This is a genomic window from Pseudoalteromonas sp. GB43 (genome assembly GCF_054923805.1).
The window spans coordinates 990,166-1,007,558 of the sequence record NZ_JBPCHJ010000001.1 but is presented as its reverse complement, the minus strand read 5'-3'; the positions used below and the strand labels follow the sequence as shown (position 1 = coordinate 1,007,558).

Annotated in this window: 16 protein-coding genes and 1 pseudogene; 10 read left to right on the top strand and 7 right to left on the bottom strand. The window is 41.4% G+C overall.

Annotation, left to right across the window (positions count from 1 at the left end; genetic code table 11):
* Positions 1–481: 481 nt before the first annotated feature.
* Both pdxH and ACRWSG_RS04765 read left to right on the top strand, forming a co-directional pair.
* Positions 482–1,120: a pyridoxamine 5'-phosphate oxidase gene (gene pdxH, locus ACRWSG_RS04770; RefSeq protein WP_055020972.1), complete on the top strand. Its 639-nt coding sequence runs from the start codon at positions 482–484 to the stop codon at positions 1,118–1,120.
* A complete protein-coding gene (locus tag ACRWSG_RS04765; RefSeq protein ID WP_462165773.1) occupies positions 1,121–1,894 on the top strand; it encodes a TatD family hydrolase in 774 nt (257 codons plus the stop codon).
* Here ACRWSG_RS04765 and ACRWSG_RS04760 read toward each other — a convergent pair.
* Complete coding sequence (locus ACRWSG_RS04760; protein ID WP_054551236.1) at positions 1,861–2,481, bottom strand: AhpA/YtjB family protein; 621 nt, start codon at positions 2,479–2,481, stop codon at positions 1,861–1,863. The two genes, ACRWSG_RS04765 and ACRWSG_RS04760, sit on opposite strands and share 34 nt — an antisense overlap.
* 125 nt (positions 2,482–2,606) lie before the next feature.
* Here ACRWSG_RS04760 and serB point away from each other — a divergent pair, with 125 nt between their 5' ends.
* The gene (serB, locus tag ACRWSG_RS04755) at positions 2,607–3,614 is read left to right on the top strand and encodes a phosphoserine phosphatase SerB (RefSeq protein WP_462165772.1); all 1,008 of its coding nucleotides are present in this window, start codon (positions 2,607–2,609) and stop codon (positions 3,612–3,614) included.
* Here the strand turns inward: serB and ACRWSG_RS04750 are convergent.
* Complete coding sequence (locus ACRWSG_RS04750) at positions 3,611–6,091, bottom strand: PilZ domain-containing protein (protein WP_462165771.1); 2,481 nt, start codon at positions 6,089–6,091, stop codon at positions 3,611–3,613. The two genes, serB and ACRWSG_RS04750, sit on opposite strands and share 4 nt — an antisense overlap.
* A 324-nt stretch (positions 6,092–6,415) precedes the next feature.
* Here ACRWSG_RS04750 and radA point away from each other — a divergent pair, with 324 nt between their 5' ends.
* Both radA and ACRWSG_RS04740 read left to right on the top strand, forming a co-directional pair.
* A complete protein-coding gene (gene radA / locus ACRWSG_RS04745) occupies positions 6,416–7,801 on the top strand; it encodes a DNA repair protein RadA (protein ID WP_462165770.1) in 1,386 nt (461 codons plus the stop codon).
* A gap of 41 nt (positions 7,802–7,842) precedes the next feature.
* A complete protein-coding gene (locus ACRWSG_RS04740) occupies positions 7,843–8,775 on the top strand; it encodes a hypothetical protein (protein ID WP_462165769.1) in 933 nt (310 codons plus the stop codon).
* Between the two features lie 21 nt (positions 8,776–8,796).
* Here the strand turns inward: ACRWSG_RS04740 and ACRWSG_RS04735 are convergent, their stop codons facing one another.
* Both ACRWSG_RS04735 and srmB read right to left on the bottom strand, forming a co-directional pair.
* Positions 8,797–9,135 (bottom strand): BON domain-containing protein, encoded by a 339-nt coding sequence (locus ACRWSG_RS04735; RefSeq protein ID WP_054551241.1) that lies wholly within the window; start codon positions 9,133–9,135, stop codon positions 8,797–8,799.
* Between the two features lie 221 nt (positions 9,136–9,356).
* Positions 9,357–10,588 (bottom strand): annotated as a pseudogene (gene srmB / locus ACRWSG_RS04730) (ATP-dependent RNA helicase SrmB).
* A gap of 76 nt (positions 10,589–10,664) precedes the next feature.
* Between srmB and ACRWSG_RS04725 the strand changes: the two are divergent.
* The gene (locus ACRWSG_RS04725; protein ID WP_462165768.1) at positions 10,665–11,363 is read left to right on the top strand and encodes a tRNA1(Val) (adenine(37)-N6)-methyltransferase; all 699 of its coding nucleotides are present in this window, start codon (positions 10,665–10,667) and stop codon (positions 11,361–11,363) included.
* A gap of 3 nt (positions 11,364–11,366) precedes the next feature.
* On the opposite strand, the gene ACRWSG_RS04720 is transcribed toward ACRWSG_RS04725, so the two are convergent.
* Together ACRWSG_RS04720 and ACRWSG_RS04715 are read right to left on the bottom strand one after the other, a co-directional pair.
* Positions 11,367–12,050, bottom strand: coding sequence for a hypothetical protein (locus ACRWSG_RS04720; RefSeq protein ID WP_462165767.1), 684 nt, complete (start codon positions 12,048–12,050; stop codon positions 11,367–11,369).
* A 58-nt stretch (positions 12,051–12,108) separates the two neighbouring features.
* Positions 12,109–12,543: a hypothetical protein gene (locus tag ACRWSG_RS04715; RefSeq protein ID WP_199530125.1), complete on the bottom strand. Its 435-nt coding sequence runs from the start codon at positions 12,541–12,543 to the stop codon at positions 12,109–12,111.
* Between the two features lie 104 nt (positions 12,544–12,647).
* On the opposite strand from ACRWSG_RS04715, the gene ACRWSG_RS04710 reads away from it, so the two are divergent.
* Positions 12,648–13,076, top strand: a complete 429-nt coding sequence (locus tag ACRWSG_RS04710) for a DUF2147 domain-containing protein (RefSeq protein ID WP_462165766.1) — start codon at positions 12,648–12,650, stop codon at positions 13,074–13,076.
* Between the two features lie 43 nt (positions 13,077–13,119).
* Here ACRWSG_RS04710 and fldB read toward each other — a convergent pair whose 3' ends face one another.
* Entirely contained in the window at positions 13,120–13,641 is a 522-nt protein-coding gene (fldB, locus tag ACRWSG_RS04705; protein ID WP_054551247.1) for a flavodoxin FldB, read from the bottom strand.
* A gap of 128 nt (positions 13,642–13,769) precedes the next feature.
* Here fldB and xerD point away from each other — a divergent pair, with 128 nt between their 5' ends.
* The 3 genes from xerD (at position 13,770) to recJ (ending at position 17,251) form a co-directional block, all read left to right on the top strand.
* A complete protein-coding gene (xerD, locus tag ACRWSG_RS04700; RefSeq protein ID WP_462166897.1) occupies positions 13,770–14,657 on the top strand; it encodes a site-specific tyrosine recombinase XerD in 888 nt (295 codons plus the stop codon).
* A gap of 59 nt (positions 14,658–14,716) precedes the next feature.
* On the top strand, positions 14,717–15,451 hold the full coding sequence (gene dsbC / locus ACRWSG_RS04695; protein WP_054551249.1) for a bifunctional protein-disulfide isomerase/oxidoreductase DsbC: 735 nt from the start codon (positions 14,717–14,719) through the stop codon (positions 15,449–15,451).
* Between the two features lie 78 nt (positions 15,452–15,529).
* Positions 15,530–17,251, top strand: a complete 1,722-nt coding sequence (recJ, locus tag ACRWSG_RS04690; protein ID WP_462165765.1) for a single-stranded-DNA-specific exonuclease RecJ — start codon at positions 15,530–15,532, stop codon at positions 17,249–17,251.
* Positions 17,252–17,393 lie beyond the last annotated feature (142 nt).

The window sequence follows — 17,393 nt, the reverse complement described above, 5'->3', positions numbered from 1 at the left end:
TGTCTTAGGCTAAACTACTTAGGTGAATTCTGCTTCGTGTAGTTCGCTTTGAAAGCACTCCTACACTTGCACAACGTTTAAGAGCTCGTAGGGATAAGTCGGTTTTCCGCCTTGTCTTAGGCTAAACTACTTAGGTGAATTCTGCTTCGTGTAGTTCGCTTTGAAAGCACTCCTACACTTGCACAACGTTTAAGAGCTCGTAGGGATAAGTCGGTTTTCCGCCTTGTCTTAGGCTAAACTACCTAGGTGAACTCTGCTTCGTAGGTTGGGTAGAGCGCAGCGAAACCCAACATAAATCGCAGACCCTAGACTCTAGGCGCCAGGGGAGTAGCTTGTAGAACCTAGCTTCGTAGGTTGGGTAGAGCGTAGCGAAACCCAACAAAATTGACAGCTCAACAACCTTGATTAATCTTTAGCTGATAGCTGATAGCTGATAGCTGATAGCTGATAGCTGATAGCTGATAGCGATAGAGGGAATTTTATGAAACTTGAAGATATTCGCCGTGAATATTTACAGGATGGTTTATCTGAAGACATGCTTGATGCATCTCCAATCAAGCAGTTTGAGAAATGGCTTGAGCAAGCTGTTGCAACTAATTTGCCTGATCCTACGGCGATGGTCGTTGCAACGGTTGATGAGCATGGTCAGCCTTCGCAGCGTATTGTGCTGTTAAAGCATCTTGATGAAAATGGCTTTGTATTTTTTACTAATACCGGCTCGCGCAAAGCGCAGGAGCTAAAAGGTAATAACAAAATTTCTCTGCATTTCCCATGGCACCACATGGAGCGACAAGTCATAGTCTACGGCGAGGCTAAACCCTTACCAACAACTGCTGTGGCTAAGTACTTTTTATCGCGTCCTAAAGAAAGCCAGTTAGCTGCATGGGCTTCTCAGCAAAGTCGTCCTGTGTCATCACGTAAGGTATTAATGGAAACATTTGCGAAAATGAAGCAAAAGTTTTCTGAGGGTGAAATTCCATTGCCTGATTTTTGGGGAGGCTATTGTGTTGAGCCTACTAAAATTGAATTTTGGCAAGGCGGAGCACACCGCTTACATGACCGCTTTATGTATCAACGCCAAGCCGATGGTAGTTGGCAGTTTGGTCGCTTAAATCCGTAAATGCGTTTTATCGATTCCCACTGTCACCTTGATTTTAGCGAATTTGATGAGATTCGCACAGAGCTCATCACAGCATGCAAGCAAGTAGGGATCGAGCATTTCATTGTGCCGGGTGTGAGCTTGGCACAATCGACAAAACTATTATCGTTTACTAAATCAGAGCCAAGTATTTCAGTGGCTTTAGGTTTACATCCTTATTTTTTATCTGATCACCAAACTCATCATCTCGCTGAACTAGAGCAATTAGCGAAAACCCATTCAGGGCGGTTTATTGCCATCGGTGAGTGCGACCTTGATCGAAGCATCGATAACCTCGATAAACAAACGCAGTTATTTGAAGGACAGATAGAGCTTGCCAACCAACTCGCTTTACCACTTATTGTGCATCACAGGCAAAGCCATGATTTAATTGCTCGCTCATTTAAGCGCTGCAAACCAAAGTTTGGCGGGGTAATTCATGCCTTTTCTGGCTCAGAACAACAAGCTCAGAGTTATATAAAACAAGGATTTAAACTTGGTGTTGGTGGTGTGATAAGTTACCCGCGTGCTGCTAAAACTCGTAAAGTTATCAGCTTAATTGAGCTGCAGCATTTAGTGCTTGAAACCGACTCGCCATCAATGCCGCTGGCAGGTTTTCAAGGGCAGGTTAATACGCCGCTAAAGGTGCGCGATGTATTTACTCATTTATGTGAGCTTAAAGGCGCGACAGGCGATGCAAAGCTGCAACTAGCTGCAGAACTCTACGATTCTTGCTCTGAACTTTTCTTGATATAACGATTTATTTGCCAAAGCTTCAAGCCTCGACCTAATTGCCAAGTGAATATACAGGTGATCACCAGCATTAATAACACTTGTCGCCCTAAGTCATGGAAATTACTGTGGCTGGTTGCAATAGAAGCCTGTGTTAAATAGGTTATCGATACAAAACCAATTGGCCTTTCATTATCACTTATCACAGGCTCTACAAATGGGGTTTTAAGCTTACTTATACCAGGGGTTGAATCGGGTAATAAACCAAAGGTGTGGTGGCTTTGCCAATTATCACTGGCAGCAATTTGAATACCTTGCTGATCGTAAATAGTTGCCGCTAACACATACTCATCTTCAGCAATGTGATTACACAACGCATTTAATTCAGGTTTATTTTTTTCTTGTAGCGGCGTTTTGGCATTCAGTGCCATAAACTTGGTTAAGCTTATCGCTGTGCTATCAGCGCTATCATAAAGTAATTGGTGGCTTTGAAAGCTACTATTCATGGCAACCCAACTTAACAGCACAAAACAGGCTGTAGCCAAGCTTAAGCGCACAACACGTTGGCGATAAGTGGCTGAAAAGGGAATTTTAAGTTGGTTATTTTTCATAGTCACCGTATACGTTACTGACAGCATTTAATTTTGATGGTACAACATGATAACTTTAACAGCCCCTTGAGTGCGAGTGCCAAAAGCACTTCCAAGGACAGACATAAGTCTAATGTGGAGCCACTATGTCACAGCTTAGCTTAGCTGCTACACCTTCAGCAAATTTAGCTGAACAAATCAGCCTAAATTGCTGGTATAAAATTGAAAATAAACACCTTATTACAACAGACTTTACGCCAAAAGCAAATCAAGGCGTGTTCAGTATTGCTTTTGGTAATGAGCTTGATGCTGAGCAATTACTCGCGATTAGTGATTTTTTAGCCGCGCAAGGGTTTAGTAATTTATCGCTTTGTTGTTATCAGCCAGTCGCAGACATGCCAGTAGCGTGGGGCTTTCATAGCGAAACAACAACAGTACTTAGTCCACTAGTATTAGTGGAATTTGCAAAGCAATTGGGTATTCAATTGGTGCAATTAACGGATCCGCCAACGGTAAATGAACCAGGCTTATTGCTGATGGATATGGACTCAACAGCTATTACTATTGAATGTATCGACGAAATTGCGCGCCTAGCCGATGTTTATGACGAAGTTGCAGCGGTGACCGCGCAAGCTATGGCTGGTCAACTAGATTTTGCACAAAGCTTAAAGCAGCGTGTTGCTAAGCTTGAAGGTATTGATGGTGACTTAATTGATGGCTTAAAAGCGCGTTTACCGCTGATGCCGGGGGTGAGTGAATTATGCCAATACCTAAAAGCGCATAATTGGCATTTAGCAATCGCATCAGGTGGCTTTGTGCCTTTTGCAGAGCAAGTGCAGTCACTGCTTGATTTAGATGAAGTGCATGCGAATACCCTTGAGTTCAAAGATAGTCGTTTAACAGGCAAGGTCATAGGCACGATAGTTGATGCTGAGGAAAAAGCCCGTGTACTTAAACGAATCGAACAAAGGCTTACCTTAAATAACCGTCAAACTGTTGCCATGGGTGATGGAGCAAACGACTTAAAAATGATGGCTGCTGCAGGACTTGGTGTTGCTGTGCACGGTAAACAGAAAGTAGTTGAGCAAGCACAAACAGCAATTAATGAAGGCTCATTACTACAAGTTGCCTACTTGCTTGGCGTTTACCATTAGATTACTCGCTTTAACCATGTTGCTTTGCGTTTACTCATTTCATTGATCAACCTTTGGTCAATATCAAAATGGGTAAGCGCTTCGTCGGTAATATCAATTATATCGCCTACGCCAGTTACTGCCCATAGCGCTTCTTCAAGATCTTTTGCTTTATGTAATGCGTACTGACTAATATATTTCAATTCATTCGCCAAATAATCAATATCAGGCCGCCCTGTGCGAGAAATGTACAGCCTGAAAATATATACTAAATCGCTTTTTAGTGCTTTTTTTACAAACAAGGTTTGTGGTTTATAGTCATCTTCACTAATACAACGACTAGTAATGGCATCGCTTATAACAGTTTTACGTGGGTCAAAGCGAACAAATAAAGTGAATGGTAACGGTGGGTCTTGGCGACTACGGTCTTTGATCAGCGGTGTGATCACTTCTGTAATTTGATCTGTCGATAAGAAACCATCGATACTAGTTGTTTCATTTAACAATCCAAAATTTTGTAATAAAACATGCAGTTGGCTTGGGTATAAGCCTTGGCCAATAGCGCCGGTTTTAAAATGCGCTGCTTCTTTATGTAAATAAAACGGAAACTGGCAAACGCTTTTAGTCACCATATTTCTTAGTGCAGTAGATAGCCCTGGAATTTTAGGGGATTCTTCACAAACACGTAGCTTGTCTTTGTTGTTATCAATTAATACCGTGAAAAACTTAATTGCCATATGCGGTAAGTCAGTAATTCGATGCACTTTTAAATTCACGGTCGTCAGTGACTTACTCACCGCCATGACTTCATAAGCAAGGTTTGTTAAATCATGCTTTTTGGTGATTTTTTGCAATTCAGGCAAGTTTAATTTAATGATATCGCCTTTTTTGAACTCAACAGGCTGGTCGAACTCAATTTGTAAGCCCATCACAGATAAGTCACGGGTATGACCTGTAATAGTTTGCTCATGGTGTTCTACACTTACAGCTGTTTTGTATAAATAGCGTTTATGAGCACGAAGGTTCACATACTCAAGCGCCACAGGCTCTAAATGAGGGGGCGTTTTATGCTTACTGTGACCAAACTGTTTAAGTTGGTTTACCGCATCTTTATTGTAATCAAGCTGTTGGTACGTTTGTTGTTCAAACTTAGTACCGATTGAGGTCAAAATAAGTAGATATTTAACATCTTTGATCAACCCTTGCACACGAGGTGTCGGTGGCTTATTTAGTTTTTCGATGTTTTTACCAGCACTGCTTGGTAGCGACAGTGGAATATACGAATCTTCCGGATGGCTTGGCATCAACTGAAGCTTAAAGCATTGCCAGCTATCTTTCTGGCTACCAAATCCTAAAAATAAATTTTTTAAGTTTGGTTGGCTATCAAGCTCAGATCGAGTTGCAGAATAATAATAAATTTTCCCGGCAACGGTATGAGTAAAAGTATATAAATACTCTTCTTTAACAGCTTCTGGAGAGCTTAGTAAGTCTCCCAATCGTTGTTGATTGATGATGCTGTACAGGCAAGATAGCTTACGCTCATCACAAAAATAGCGTTGAATAAAAATATTATTTTCTGTGGTTAGCGCAAGGCTAGGATATAGCTTATCACCCTGTAGGCTTAAAAAGGTATAAAGTGAGGTAACACGAGGAATATAGTATTGCTCGTAGCCTTTTGAAACAACAGCATCTAAGGTGTTGTCGAGATTAACCTTATAGCGACGTTTATTGCCATGGATAAAGCTTTCTAGAAACTCATCAAATTTTTCGTTATTTTCAATAAAGGTACGCTTTAGGCGTATATGGTTATATTCACGAGAAACTTTCTCTACCGCTACTATTTCATATTGAATACCGTTTTTTAAACCAAGCTCAAAATCTTGCTCTAAGCCAACTAAGCGAAGACCTATTAACTGACCTTTTTTAACTTGATAACGTGGAGCTAGTTTTATTTTAGCGCCGCTCAGAGAAATATCAGACGTTGATGCTGCAACTTTGTTGTCTTTATCGAGTTCAACGGTGATTTTAATTGAGTAATTCATCCGCTCTTCGCGGCGACTCTCGTATGATGCAAACTTAATAACCTTAGCTGGCTGCTCTGTAGCGGCACTATCGTCAGCTAAAGCTTGCTCAGCGGCTTTTTTCTGCATTACCCGGTGATTGTTTTCGGTGTTCATTACCGCTTCGTAAACAGCAAGAGTATAACCACCGTGGCGTTTTATAGCATCTTCGAACACTTCAATGGCGGTATCGTCCATAAAGTGTTGTTTGCCATCATATTCGTAGGGTTTGACTTGACCAGTTACTTGACCACGTAAATCAATAAAGCGAGCTACTGGCTGAGATAAGCGTGACATTTCCATTTTAATCAAAAACTGCTCTGGCTTCGTTAAGCTAGCTGTCTTTGATTTAAATAATTTGTCAAACTTAGGAGTGCCTAAATGCGCCTTTAGCTCTTCAACTAGGCTCTCATATTTAAGCAAAATGTCTTCAGCCATTTATAAAACCATCACCGTCTATCTAAAAAAGTAGGTATACTTGCAGGCAGTACATTATTAAAACTTGAGTAATCGCTACTTTTTTATTGTATTAGTTATTGTTATAAGTACCTGCCAAATAAATGGCAAGATTTGTAAAGTTTTATTTATAAGCAAAAAATGTGCCTTAAAGCACTTTTTATTGCGCTTATAGCTGTGTAAAAAAGCCGAACAGATTTAAGTTCAAAGGCTTCAGCTCATAAAACTACTATACATGAAATATTTAGCTAGTCAGTTTTTTAAGTTACTAATTAGTCAAAATAGAATAATTCAATAGGTAATCGAATGGCAAAATCAGCAAAAATCGAATTTGTTTGCACTGAGTGCGGCATGAACTATCAGCGCTGGCAAGGGCAGTGTAAGTGCGGTGCATGGAATACACTTGCAGAATTTAAACCATCGGCAGGGCAATCAAAGCAAGCGGCAAGTCGTGCTGCAGTGGCAGGCTATGCCGGTATCGCAAGCGGTGGCTCAAAGAAAATCAACGAAGTTGCAAGCACCGAGGCAGAAAAACGCCTTACCGAAATCGGTGAGTTAGACAGAGTATTAAGCGGTGGTGTAACGACAGGTTCCGTCAACATTATCTCAGGCGACCCTGGTGCCGGTAAAACGACTTTGTTGTCTGATTTAGTTGCACGTATGTCAAAGCTGATGCCGTCTTTATACTGTACAGCGGAAGAGTCTTTATCTCAGTTTAAAAACCGAGTGAATCGCTTGCGCTTAGATTATAACGAAGATGAGCTTTATTTGCTTTCTGAAACCAGTGTTGAAGCAATCATTGAAGAACTCGATAAAAACAAAATTAAATTTGCAGTTATCGATTCAATTCAGGCAGTGGTGACAGAAACGGCAAATGGTAGTCCAGGTTCACCGTCACAGGTAAAAAGTGCAGCTCAAGCATTAACGCAATACTGTAAGCAAAACGATGTAACTATGTTCATCATTGCCCATGTAAACAAAAATAACGAAATTGCTGGGCCGCAAACACTGGTACATATAGTTGATGCCTTACTGCATATTGATACTAACGATGGGCAAGTCAGAACATTGCGTGCCAATAAAAACCGTTTTGGTGATATCGACACAGTGGGTATTTTCAGAATGTGTGAACGCGGAATGCTGAGCGTTGATAACCCGAGCGAAATCTTTTTATCTGGTTCAAGCACAGAATCCCCAGGCTCAGCCATTACCTGTATACGTAAAGGTAACCGTAACTTACTACTCGAAATTCAATGTTTAACTACAGAAACCGAAGCTGAGTTCCCACAGCGGGTATGTGTTGGTTTGAACATGAACCGTATTAAGATGCTCACGGGAATTTTACGTAAACACACAAAGACAAAAATCTTTCACGACACCTTTTTTAATATTGTCGGTGGCTTAAAAATCGATGAGTCAGAGACTTGTATCGATTTAGCATTGGTTGCAGCGTTATTAAGCAGCTTGAACGAATTTGTTGTACCACGCACCACCTGTATTATGGGCGAACTTAGTTTAAATGGTGATGTAAGACCAATCGACAGCGGCGTACCTCGAGTGAAGGAGGCTGCGCAACACGGCTTTACAGAGATTTTTATTCCGCATCGCAATTACCATAAATCAATGGAAGGGCTCGGCGCTAAGATCACGCCAGTGAAAACCGTGCATGAACTATTGTCGTTAATCAACTAATGATACACTGCTAAAAATTTACACCAATTAAAGGAAATAAAATGAAAAAGTTAATTATAGCAGCGGTTGTTGCTGCGGCTGTTGGCGGTGCGTTTTACGCAAACTACGCAGCTACACAGGAAGTAAAAAAGGTCGTTGATCAGCAAATAAGTGCATTATCAGCGCAAAGTGGTGTAGATATTACTTACAATGATATTTCAGCAAATGTATTTGCTAGCAGCATGCAGCTTTCAGGGATTAAGGTTCAAAGCTATACTGGTGATGAGATGATTGCCACAATCGACAATATTGAAGTGACAGGATATGAAGTCGATGCAGTGCCGCCTCACACTGGATTTGTAATGAAGAGCTTTCGTTTTAGTGATGACTTTTTAGCGCAACTTCCTGAAAATGCGAACAATAAGTTAGCATCTGCAAGCTATGACGTAAATTCATCGCTAGATTATGATAAAGACACTGGTAGCAGTGATTTTGCTTTAAACGTTATTGCAAACCAAGTTGCTGATGTGCGTTTTAACTTAGGTTTTGCCAACTCAACGCCATTAATGGAAGCATCAATGGCAATAAGTAAAATGCAAAATGAAGCGCAAGGTGCAGAGCTGACTTTAGAGCAACAACTGCAACAGCAATCAAAAATGATGGCTGCAATGACTCAACTTGAGCCACGTAGCATTAATATGTCGATCGCCGACGAAGGTGAGCTTAAAGCAGTTGTTGATAGTTTCTTAGAAGCACAAGGTATGAGCCACGAGCAGTTCCAACAGACTGTTGCCATGCAGTTACAACAGGCGCCAGTAAGTGAAGAGCTAGCAGCTGCTATCACAAACTTCGTAAGTGGATTGTCTGAATTGACTGTGTCAGCAAGCTTACCTGAAGGAAAAACCATGATGGAGATAAACCAACAGATTATGGCGTTAATGGGGCAGCCAGAAGAATTAGCTAGCTACATTAATTTACAAGCAAGCGGTAAATAAACCTCTGTTAAATTATTAACCTTAAAGTGTCGGGTTGTTTAATGCGTTCACTTTAAGGTTATTTCTGATTTGGGTTACACCATGACTGTGCTCCAAAAATTTCTGCGCTAAAGCACGTTGAAATCCTGTTTCTGCAATTCCTTTTAATTCAACAGTATTGCCATCGATAATCACCTGAAGATGTTTAATCTTAAAATTCGGATTATTTGTTAACTTTTTCAGGGCCATTTGTTGTAGGCGAGGTTGTGCCGATGTGCTGGTTGTTAGCACGCTAGTATTGGCACTCACATTCGTTGCGCAAGCAAGTAAAAAAATACAGCTTAATAAAGTAATTACTATGGTTAATTTGAAGCGGCTCATACAATTCCCTCTTTGTTCTAGTCTGCTGTGAACTATTGCTGAACCAGTTACAATTATTATTCCATTTTTTAAGCTTTTGAATTTAATTGATTTTCTATTTTTGCCGGTCTGTATGGGTAAGAAAGTGTGAACTAATTACACACTAAATAAGTAAAAAGGGTAGGGTACAAAAATGCCGAGGCAAGCTCGGCATTTTTACTTTTATGATGTTAAAGTTAAAACTACTTTTTCTTCTTCGTTTTAGCTTTGGCTTTTTTCTTTGCCTTCATTTTTACTGGATCTTTTTTCTTCTTAGATGGATCTTCGCTTCTTTGTGCTGTGGCTCAAGCCCTTTAATTACGCGGCGTTTAAGCTTTTGCTCAATGTAGCGCTCAACTTTACCAACAATTGCCACATCATGAGCTTCAATAAATGAAATCGCAATGCCTTTTTTACCAGCACGGCCAGTACGTCCTATACGGTGTACATATACGTCTGCGGTGCGTGGCATATCAAAGTTGATAACATGGCTGATATCAGCAACATCAATACCACGAGCAGCAACATCTGTTGCAACTAGGATATTGTTGCGGCCAGAGTGAAAGTTTTCCATCGCTTTCATGCGCTTATCTTGTGGCATTTCACCGCGTAACCAAGCAACACGAAGACCTTCGTTATTTAGCTCGCCAACCAGTGTCTCAAGGCGTTCACGAGTTTTAACAAACACAATTGCTTTATGAATGTCGTCACCATTTAACGTTTCAACCAACATTTTTAGCTTGTGGTCGTAGTCATCCGCAAGGTGAACCCATTGATGGATTTTGCCTTTCTCTTTACGTGAAGATTCGGCTTCAAGCAGTGCCGGATCGTTTAAGATTCGCTCTGCAAATAACTCAACGCTGTCACCTTCAAGGGTGGCTGAGAATAAGAAACATTGACGGCGGTTACGTGCTTCATCACAAATGCGTAGCATTTCTTTACGAAAACCCATGTCTAGCATGCGGTCAGCTTCATCAAGAATAAGCATTTCAACGTTTTCAGCATGGAAGTTCTCTGTTTCGAGGTACTCCATTAAACGCCCTGGTGTGGCAATGAGAATATCGTTATTGCTTTCGAAAATTTCTCTGTGTGTCCCGTAGTTTATACCACCTGTCACAACCCCAATTTTAAGATGAGTTTGTGCTGCGAGTAATTCACATTGCTCATGAATTTGGTAAGCAAGCTCACGGGTTGGTGTCATGATCAATACGCGTGCAAAGCCAGGATCGCGACGCGGGAAATCAAGCAAGTATTGAATTGCAGGGATCAAAAACGCGGCTGTTTTACCCGTACCAGTAGGGGCAGATGCCAAAATATCACGACCTTGAAGTGCTTCAGGGATCGCTTGTTGTTGAATACTGGTTGGCGTATCAAAACCCATTTTATTAATGGCATTTAACAGCTTGTTATCGATATCAAATTCAGAAAATTGCATAGAGTGACATAAATAGAGGACAATTGAGCCTAATTATACGCGTTAACGCGGCTGTGGTGAATGAAAAGGTGAAAAAATGTCAGGCTTTGTGTTTAAACAATTTACGGTAACGCAAACGCGCGCAGCGATGAAAGTGTCGACCGATGGTATTTTGTTAGGGGCGTGGGCTGATGTGAGTGGTGCTAAGCACATTTTAGACATTGGTACAGGCACAGGGTTGTTGGCGTTAATGGCAAAACAAAGAGCGCCTGATGCAAAAGTAAGTGCCATTGAAATTGATTCTGATGCCTGTAATGATGCCCGAGATAACTTTGCGGCTAGCCCATGGCCTGATATAAACCTTTTCGAAGGAGCTGTGCAGTCATTTAATGCAGCAGAGCCTTTTGATGCGATCATCACCAACCCACCTTATTTTAATGCGAGCCTAAAAGGTGATAATCATGCTCGAAACACTGCCCGCCATACTGACGGCCTTAGCTTCAACGAATTAATAGCGACATGTACTAGGCTCAGTCATGGCAAAACGCGCTTGAATGTGATCTTGCCTTGCGTAGAGGCACAACAATTCATTGCTGTTGCTGAGCAAGCGGGCTGGTACTTAAACCGCCATTGCTTGGTTCGCACCACCGACAAAAAGCAAGCGAGCCGAAGCCTGATGCTATTCAGCCAAAACAACGGTGAATGCGAAACAACGTCGTTAACCATACATGCAGCTGATGGCAGCTACAGCCAAGATTATAAGGAGCTATGTAAAGCTTTTTACCTAAAGATGTAATGGTTATTCAGCAATGCTCGCTTCAAGGCCATCTTCACTTAAGAGCAAGGTATATGACTGCCCATATGATGCGTCGCAGATTGAGACGGGTTCATAGACTCGCTTATCCTCATCGTTAATTCTTGATATTTTCAAGTCATCAGCGCAGTCATCAATGTGGTACCAGTAACTTAATTGATTCTGATATAAATTAACGAGTTGTTTTTCGACTTTTAAGCGAAGGTTTTCAGTTGCGAGAATACGAATCGCAAAAAAGTCATCTTTATTATCATTGGCTTTTTTGACGAGTGTTAAACGGAGCTTTTCAGCATTTTGCCAAGCAATAAAATGATAAGGTTGATCTTGAGCTACCTGATACATCTGTGTGGCTGAGTTACTTGTGTCGCTGTGATCGACTACATAAAAGGAAATACGACTGCGTTCATTGTGAGCATGTATTACATCAACGGGAGGTGATTGCGATGCAAGCGTATCAACATAGTATTTAGAGTCTTTAACTTCTTGAGCATCACCAAATAAATCAGTGTTCGCCATGTAATAATCCACTTCTAAATCAGTGGTATTTACGAGCGTGTAATTGTTCTCATACATTTCGTCGCCAAAGTTATGAGTTTCTTCAACTTCTAATTCATCACACCCTGCGAGCAAAATGCTTGCGGCAGCTATTATTGGTAGCGCACTTTTCATTGTTATTCCTTTTACAAATGAAGGAGCTGTTTAGGCTAAACAAAAAGTCATTGTACCTTTATTGTTTGCTAAATTGTACCGGTGGTTGTAATTGCATGACTTCATCAAGCTGAATTTGCTGCACATATTCAAGCTTTAATAGGGTATCTAATACAGCTTTACTGTGCGACTTTTCTATTTCGGCGCTGCAAAAATCAATAATGCTAAAGCGACGCTTGATCAGCAGACCTTCGATGTCAGGTAAAGGATGTGTAGTTTCAATTAGTACGCGGGTTGTTGGACAAGGGTCAGCATAGCCTGAGCGTAATAATTTTTTTAAATTAAATAAGTTATCATCAAGCCGACCCAGCTCAATAGCGGCTTTGGCGCTGTCAGGAATAAATAATGGCTCAGCAAAGCGATTTATTTTTATTTCGCCCGTGGCGTTAATTGTAGCAACCTGATTACTGTCGTAACTGACAATATCACCGGTAATTAATGTGAATTGACTCATTGTGTTCCCTCGCAATGTTGTGTCGATTTCAGAGCTAAGCTAAATGGTGTGTTTGCTTAAGCCCTGATATAGTGCCAAAGTCTTAAGTTTTATACGAGTTTTTTATGTTCCGTTTATCAATTGTTTTATCTACCTTATTATTTTCTCAGTTGAGCTTTGCCGCATTGACGCCAGTGGGTCTTTGGAAAACCATTGACGAAGAAACGAATGAAGCGAAATCTTTAGTACGTATTAGTGAGCAAGATGGTGTATTGGTTGGTAGTGTTGAAAAAATCCTTAACCCAGCCAAGCAAGACGCAATCTGCGAAGAGTGCAAAGGCGATAAGAAAAATCAACCTATTCTAGGGTTACAAATTATAGAAGGTGCTAAAGATGCCAGTGATGGTAGCTGGCAAGAGGGTGAAATTCTTGACCCGAACAATGGTAAAACCTATACCCTTAAACTGACGCCACAAGAACAAGGTAAGGTGCTTGAAGTACGCGGCTATATTGCATTTTTCTATCGAAATCAATATTGGCAACGCGTTGAATAACCATTAAAAAAGCCAAGCAATGCTTGGCTTTTTTATTCATGATTTACAAGCTTTCGCTGTACTCAGTCATGACTTGTTCAACCCAGCTTGCGATACGTTCATCACTAAGCTCGTATTGGCTGTCTTCATCAAGGGCTAGGCCAACAAATTGTTTGCCATCTTCAGTGAGTGCTTTTGAAGCCTCAAATTCATAACTTGCATCGTTAGGCCATTTTCCTAGCAAGGTAATGCTTTGATCACAAATTTCATCGTGTAACATGCCAAGTGCATCTTGGAACCACTGACCATAACCTTGTTGATCGCCCATACCAAACAGAGCCACGGTTTTGCCGTTTAGGTTAACATCTTTAATGTCATCCCAGATTGATTCCCAATCTTCTTGCAACTCACCAAAATCCCAAGTTGAAATGCCGAAGATCACGAAATCAAATTGCTCTGCATTTTTTAATGGCTCATCTTTGATATTGTGAAGGCTCACGATGTCGTGACCAATAATATCGCGAATTTTCTCTGCCGCTATTTCTGTGTAGCAGGTTGTAGAACCATAAAATAAACCAATCTGCATCGTATTTATCACTGTGTATTTGCCTGATATGATAGGCGTAAGTTTACCGTAAGGTATAATCAATTGATACCTTGATAAGGATGAGAGTACGCGTGGCTGATAATAATTCACAAGCCCAAAAAGGTGTAATAACAGCAAATAACGCCGAACATTTAGAGTTATTTTTAGATACGCTGTATCTTGAGCAGGGAGTCAGCGAAAACACATTAGCCGCTTATCGCAGTGACCTTGAAAAGTTTTGCCAATTTTTAAAAGATAAAGACCTACTGGCTGTCCGCTCAGATGATATTGAAGCGTATTTAGCATACCGTGTTGATTTAGGACTGAAGTCGCGCAGTACAGCGCGAAGCATCAGTGCACTTAAGCGTTTTTATCAGTATTTTGTACGCGAAAAAGCCATTGCTGATTCGCCGATGGTCAGTATTGCTCAGCCAAAAGCAGGGCAGTCATTACCAAAAACACTGTCAGAAGCCGAAGTAGAAGCTCTGCTTGCAGCCCCAGACATAGAAGATGCAATAGGGCTTCGCGATAAAGCCATGCTTGAGCTGTTATATGCCACAGGGCTTCGTGTTACAGAGCTGGTGGGGCTCAGAATGGAGCAAATTAATTTGCGCCAAGCGGTGGTCTTTGTAAAAGGTAAGGGTAATAAAGAGCGTTTAGTTCCCTTAGGCGAAGAAGCAATGTACTGGCTTGAGCAGTTTTTAAAAGTGGGTCGTTCGCAAATGATTAAACATGCCACTGACTTTGTGTTCCCATCAAAGCGCGGGATTGGCATGACACGACAAACTTTTTGGCATCGCATCAAACACTATGCTATTTTGGCATCAGTTGAATCGCCGTTATCACCGCATACGCTCAGACACGCGTTTGCAACGCATTTGCTTAATCATGGGGCGGACCTTAGAGTCGTGCAAATGATGTTAGGTCACAGTGACTTATCAACAACACAAATTTATACCCATGTAGCGAATGAAAGATTGAAGTCGGTACACGAGCAACATCATCCACGTGCTTAGTGCAAGATTTTTAAAGATGTACCGGTCTATATAAAAAATGATCAGGATATAGGATATTTATGAAAAAGTTAGTTTTAGCCACAGCACTACTAGGCACAAGCTTAAATGTGTTTGCCAATGGCGTATCAACAACAGACGCTGCTGATGCCCCTATCATTGCTAAGTTTGCTGAATTAGGCGTAACCGTTAAGCAAATCAACCCAAGCCCAGTGGCAGGTCTTAAAGAACTAATTACTGACAAAGGTGTGTTGTACGCAAGCCCTGACGGTCAATTTCTAATGCAAGGAACACTGATTGACCTTAATAATCGAGTTAATTTAACAGAGCATGCTCTAAGTGACGTTCGTAAAGAAGGTGTTGCTGAGTACGAAGACTCAATGATCGTTTACAAAGCGAAAGACGAAAAGCATTCGATCACAGTCTTTACCGATATCACCTGTGGTTATTGTCGTAAATTACACCGTGAACTTGATGACTTCTTAGATGCGGGTATCACGGTTAAATACCTTGCTTTCCCACGTGGTGGTTTACGTGGTAAAGGTTACCAAGATTTAATGAATGTATGGTGTGCTAAAGACCCTGCTGAAGCATTAACAGAAGCAAAAGCGGGTGCAGAAGTCGCTGTCGTGCCTGGTTGTAACGCACCAATTGCAGAGCACTACCAACTAGGTCAAAGCTTTGGAATGTCGGGCACACCGGCAATTATTTTAGAAGATGGTACCATGATCCCAGGTTATCAATCAGCTGCGCAAATTAGCCAAGCGCTTGATGCTTTACCAAAAACATCTTCATAACTGATTTTTTTAACGAAAAGGCCTATTTGTCGTAGCGTTTTTTTTATTTGTCTTAAGCAAAGAAGTACCATTTCCGACATGGAAAAAATAATTCAAGCTCGTCCTCGTGTTGATGATTCGCATCTACCACACCATTTACACTCTGTAATTAAGCAAATATATGCGACTCGACAGGTGCAAAGTGCCACCGAACTCGATAACAGTGCCGCGACATTACATGACTTTAAGTTGTTTAAAGATATCGACAAAGCTGTCGTGCTATTGCAACAAGCCCTCGCGGCTCAAAGTCGCGTGTTAATCGTCGGTGACTTTGATGCCGACGGTGCAACCAGCACAGCAACCTTAATGCAAGGTCTTGCTATGTTCGGCTTAAAGAACCTTGATTACTTGGTACCAGACAGATTCAGCCTAGGTTATGGCCTAAGCCCCGCACTTGCTGAGCAAATAGTAACCATGCAACCCGAACTTGTGATCACCGTTGATAACGGTATTTCATGTATCGATGGCATTGCCATTGTAAAGCAAGCAGGTATTAAGGTGCTGGTAACTGATCATCATTTACAAGGTGAAGCCCTACCAAATGCAGATGCTATCGTGAATCCGAATCGCCATGACTGTCAGTTTCCATCGAAATCGATAGCAGGCGTTGGGGTTGCTTTTTATCTGCTGATTGCTTTACGTAGCCACTTACGTGAACAAGGGTACTTTCAGCAAAATCCAATGCCAAATTTGGCTGAGTTACTTGATATTGTAGCCCTTGGTACCGTTGCCGATGTGGTCGCGCTTGATGCCAATAACCGTACCTTAGTTCATCAAGGTTTAGCACGTATTCGCAGTGGTAAAACACGCCCAGGTATTAGTGCCCTAATCGAAGTGGCAAATCGTAATGCTGCCCGTTTAAGTGCCAGTGACTTTGGCTTTTCATTGGCACCACGCTTAAATGCAGCTGGGCGTTTAGATGATATGAGTTTAGGTATAGCTTGTTTGTTATCAAGCGATATAAACCAAGCACGCCGCATTGCCGGTGAGCTCGACAGCCTCAATCATGAGCGCCGTGAAATAGAGCAGGGCATGCAAACTGAAGCACAAGCGGTGCTTGACCGTCTAGCATTTAAAACCGAGTCAGTGCCTGATGCCATTTGTTTATACCAAGCTGATTGGCACCAAGGTGTGATTGGTATTTTGGCTGGTCGCTTAAAAGAAAAGTATCACCGCCCGACGATTATTTTTGCAGCGGGTGATAACGGCGAAATAAAAGGCTCTTGCCGCTCTATTGAAGGGCTGCATATGCGTGATTTGCTTGAGCGAGTAAATACACTCTACCCGCATTTGATCAGTAAATTTGGTGGCCATGCTATGGCAGCGGGGCTGAGTATCAAAGAGCAGTGTTTTACTGAATTTAAAACCGTGTTTGAGCAAATGGTGACAGACACACTCACTGAAGAGCATAAGCAAAGTATTTTACTTACCGATGGTGAATTGCCTAATGAGTGCTTTTCGATGGAGTTTGCAAACCAGCTAAAAAATGCCGGCCCCTGGGGGCAGCAATTTCCGGAGCCAGTGTTTGAACATGTGTTTGAAGTAATACAGCAGCGCATTGTCGGTGAAAAACACTTAAAACTGGTTTTAAAACATCAGTCTGGACGATTAGTTGATGGCATTGCATTTGGGGTTGATGTGCGTGCATGGCCAGATACCGAAGTGCGTTATGTGAAAGCTGCTTATCAACTCGATATAAATGAATTCCGTGGTAAATTCTCGTTACAGTTGATTATTCGAGAGCTACAAAAAGCGACATAAAAATATCGTTATAATCGACATAAAAGGCTAATAAAACGCTCGGTTTTTTGTTAAAATCGGGCGTTTTTAATATTTGTAGATAATTTACCGTATTTATTGTCGATAACGGTGCGCGGTAAATCAGCCATTTTGGAGTAATGTA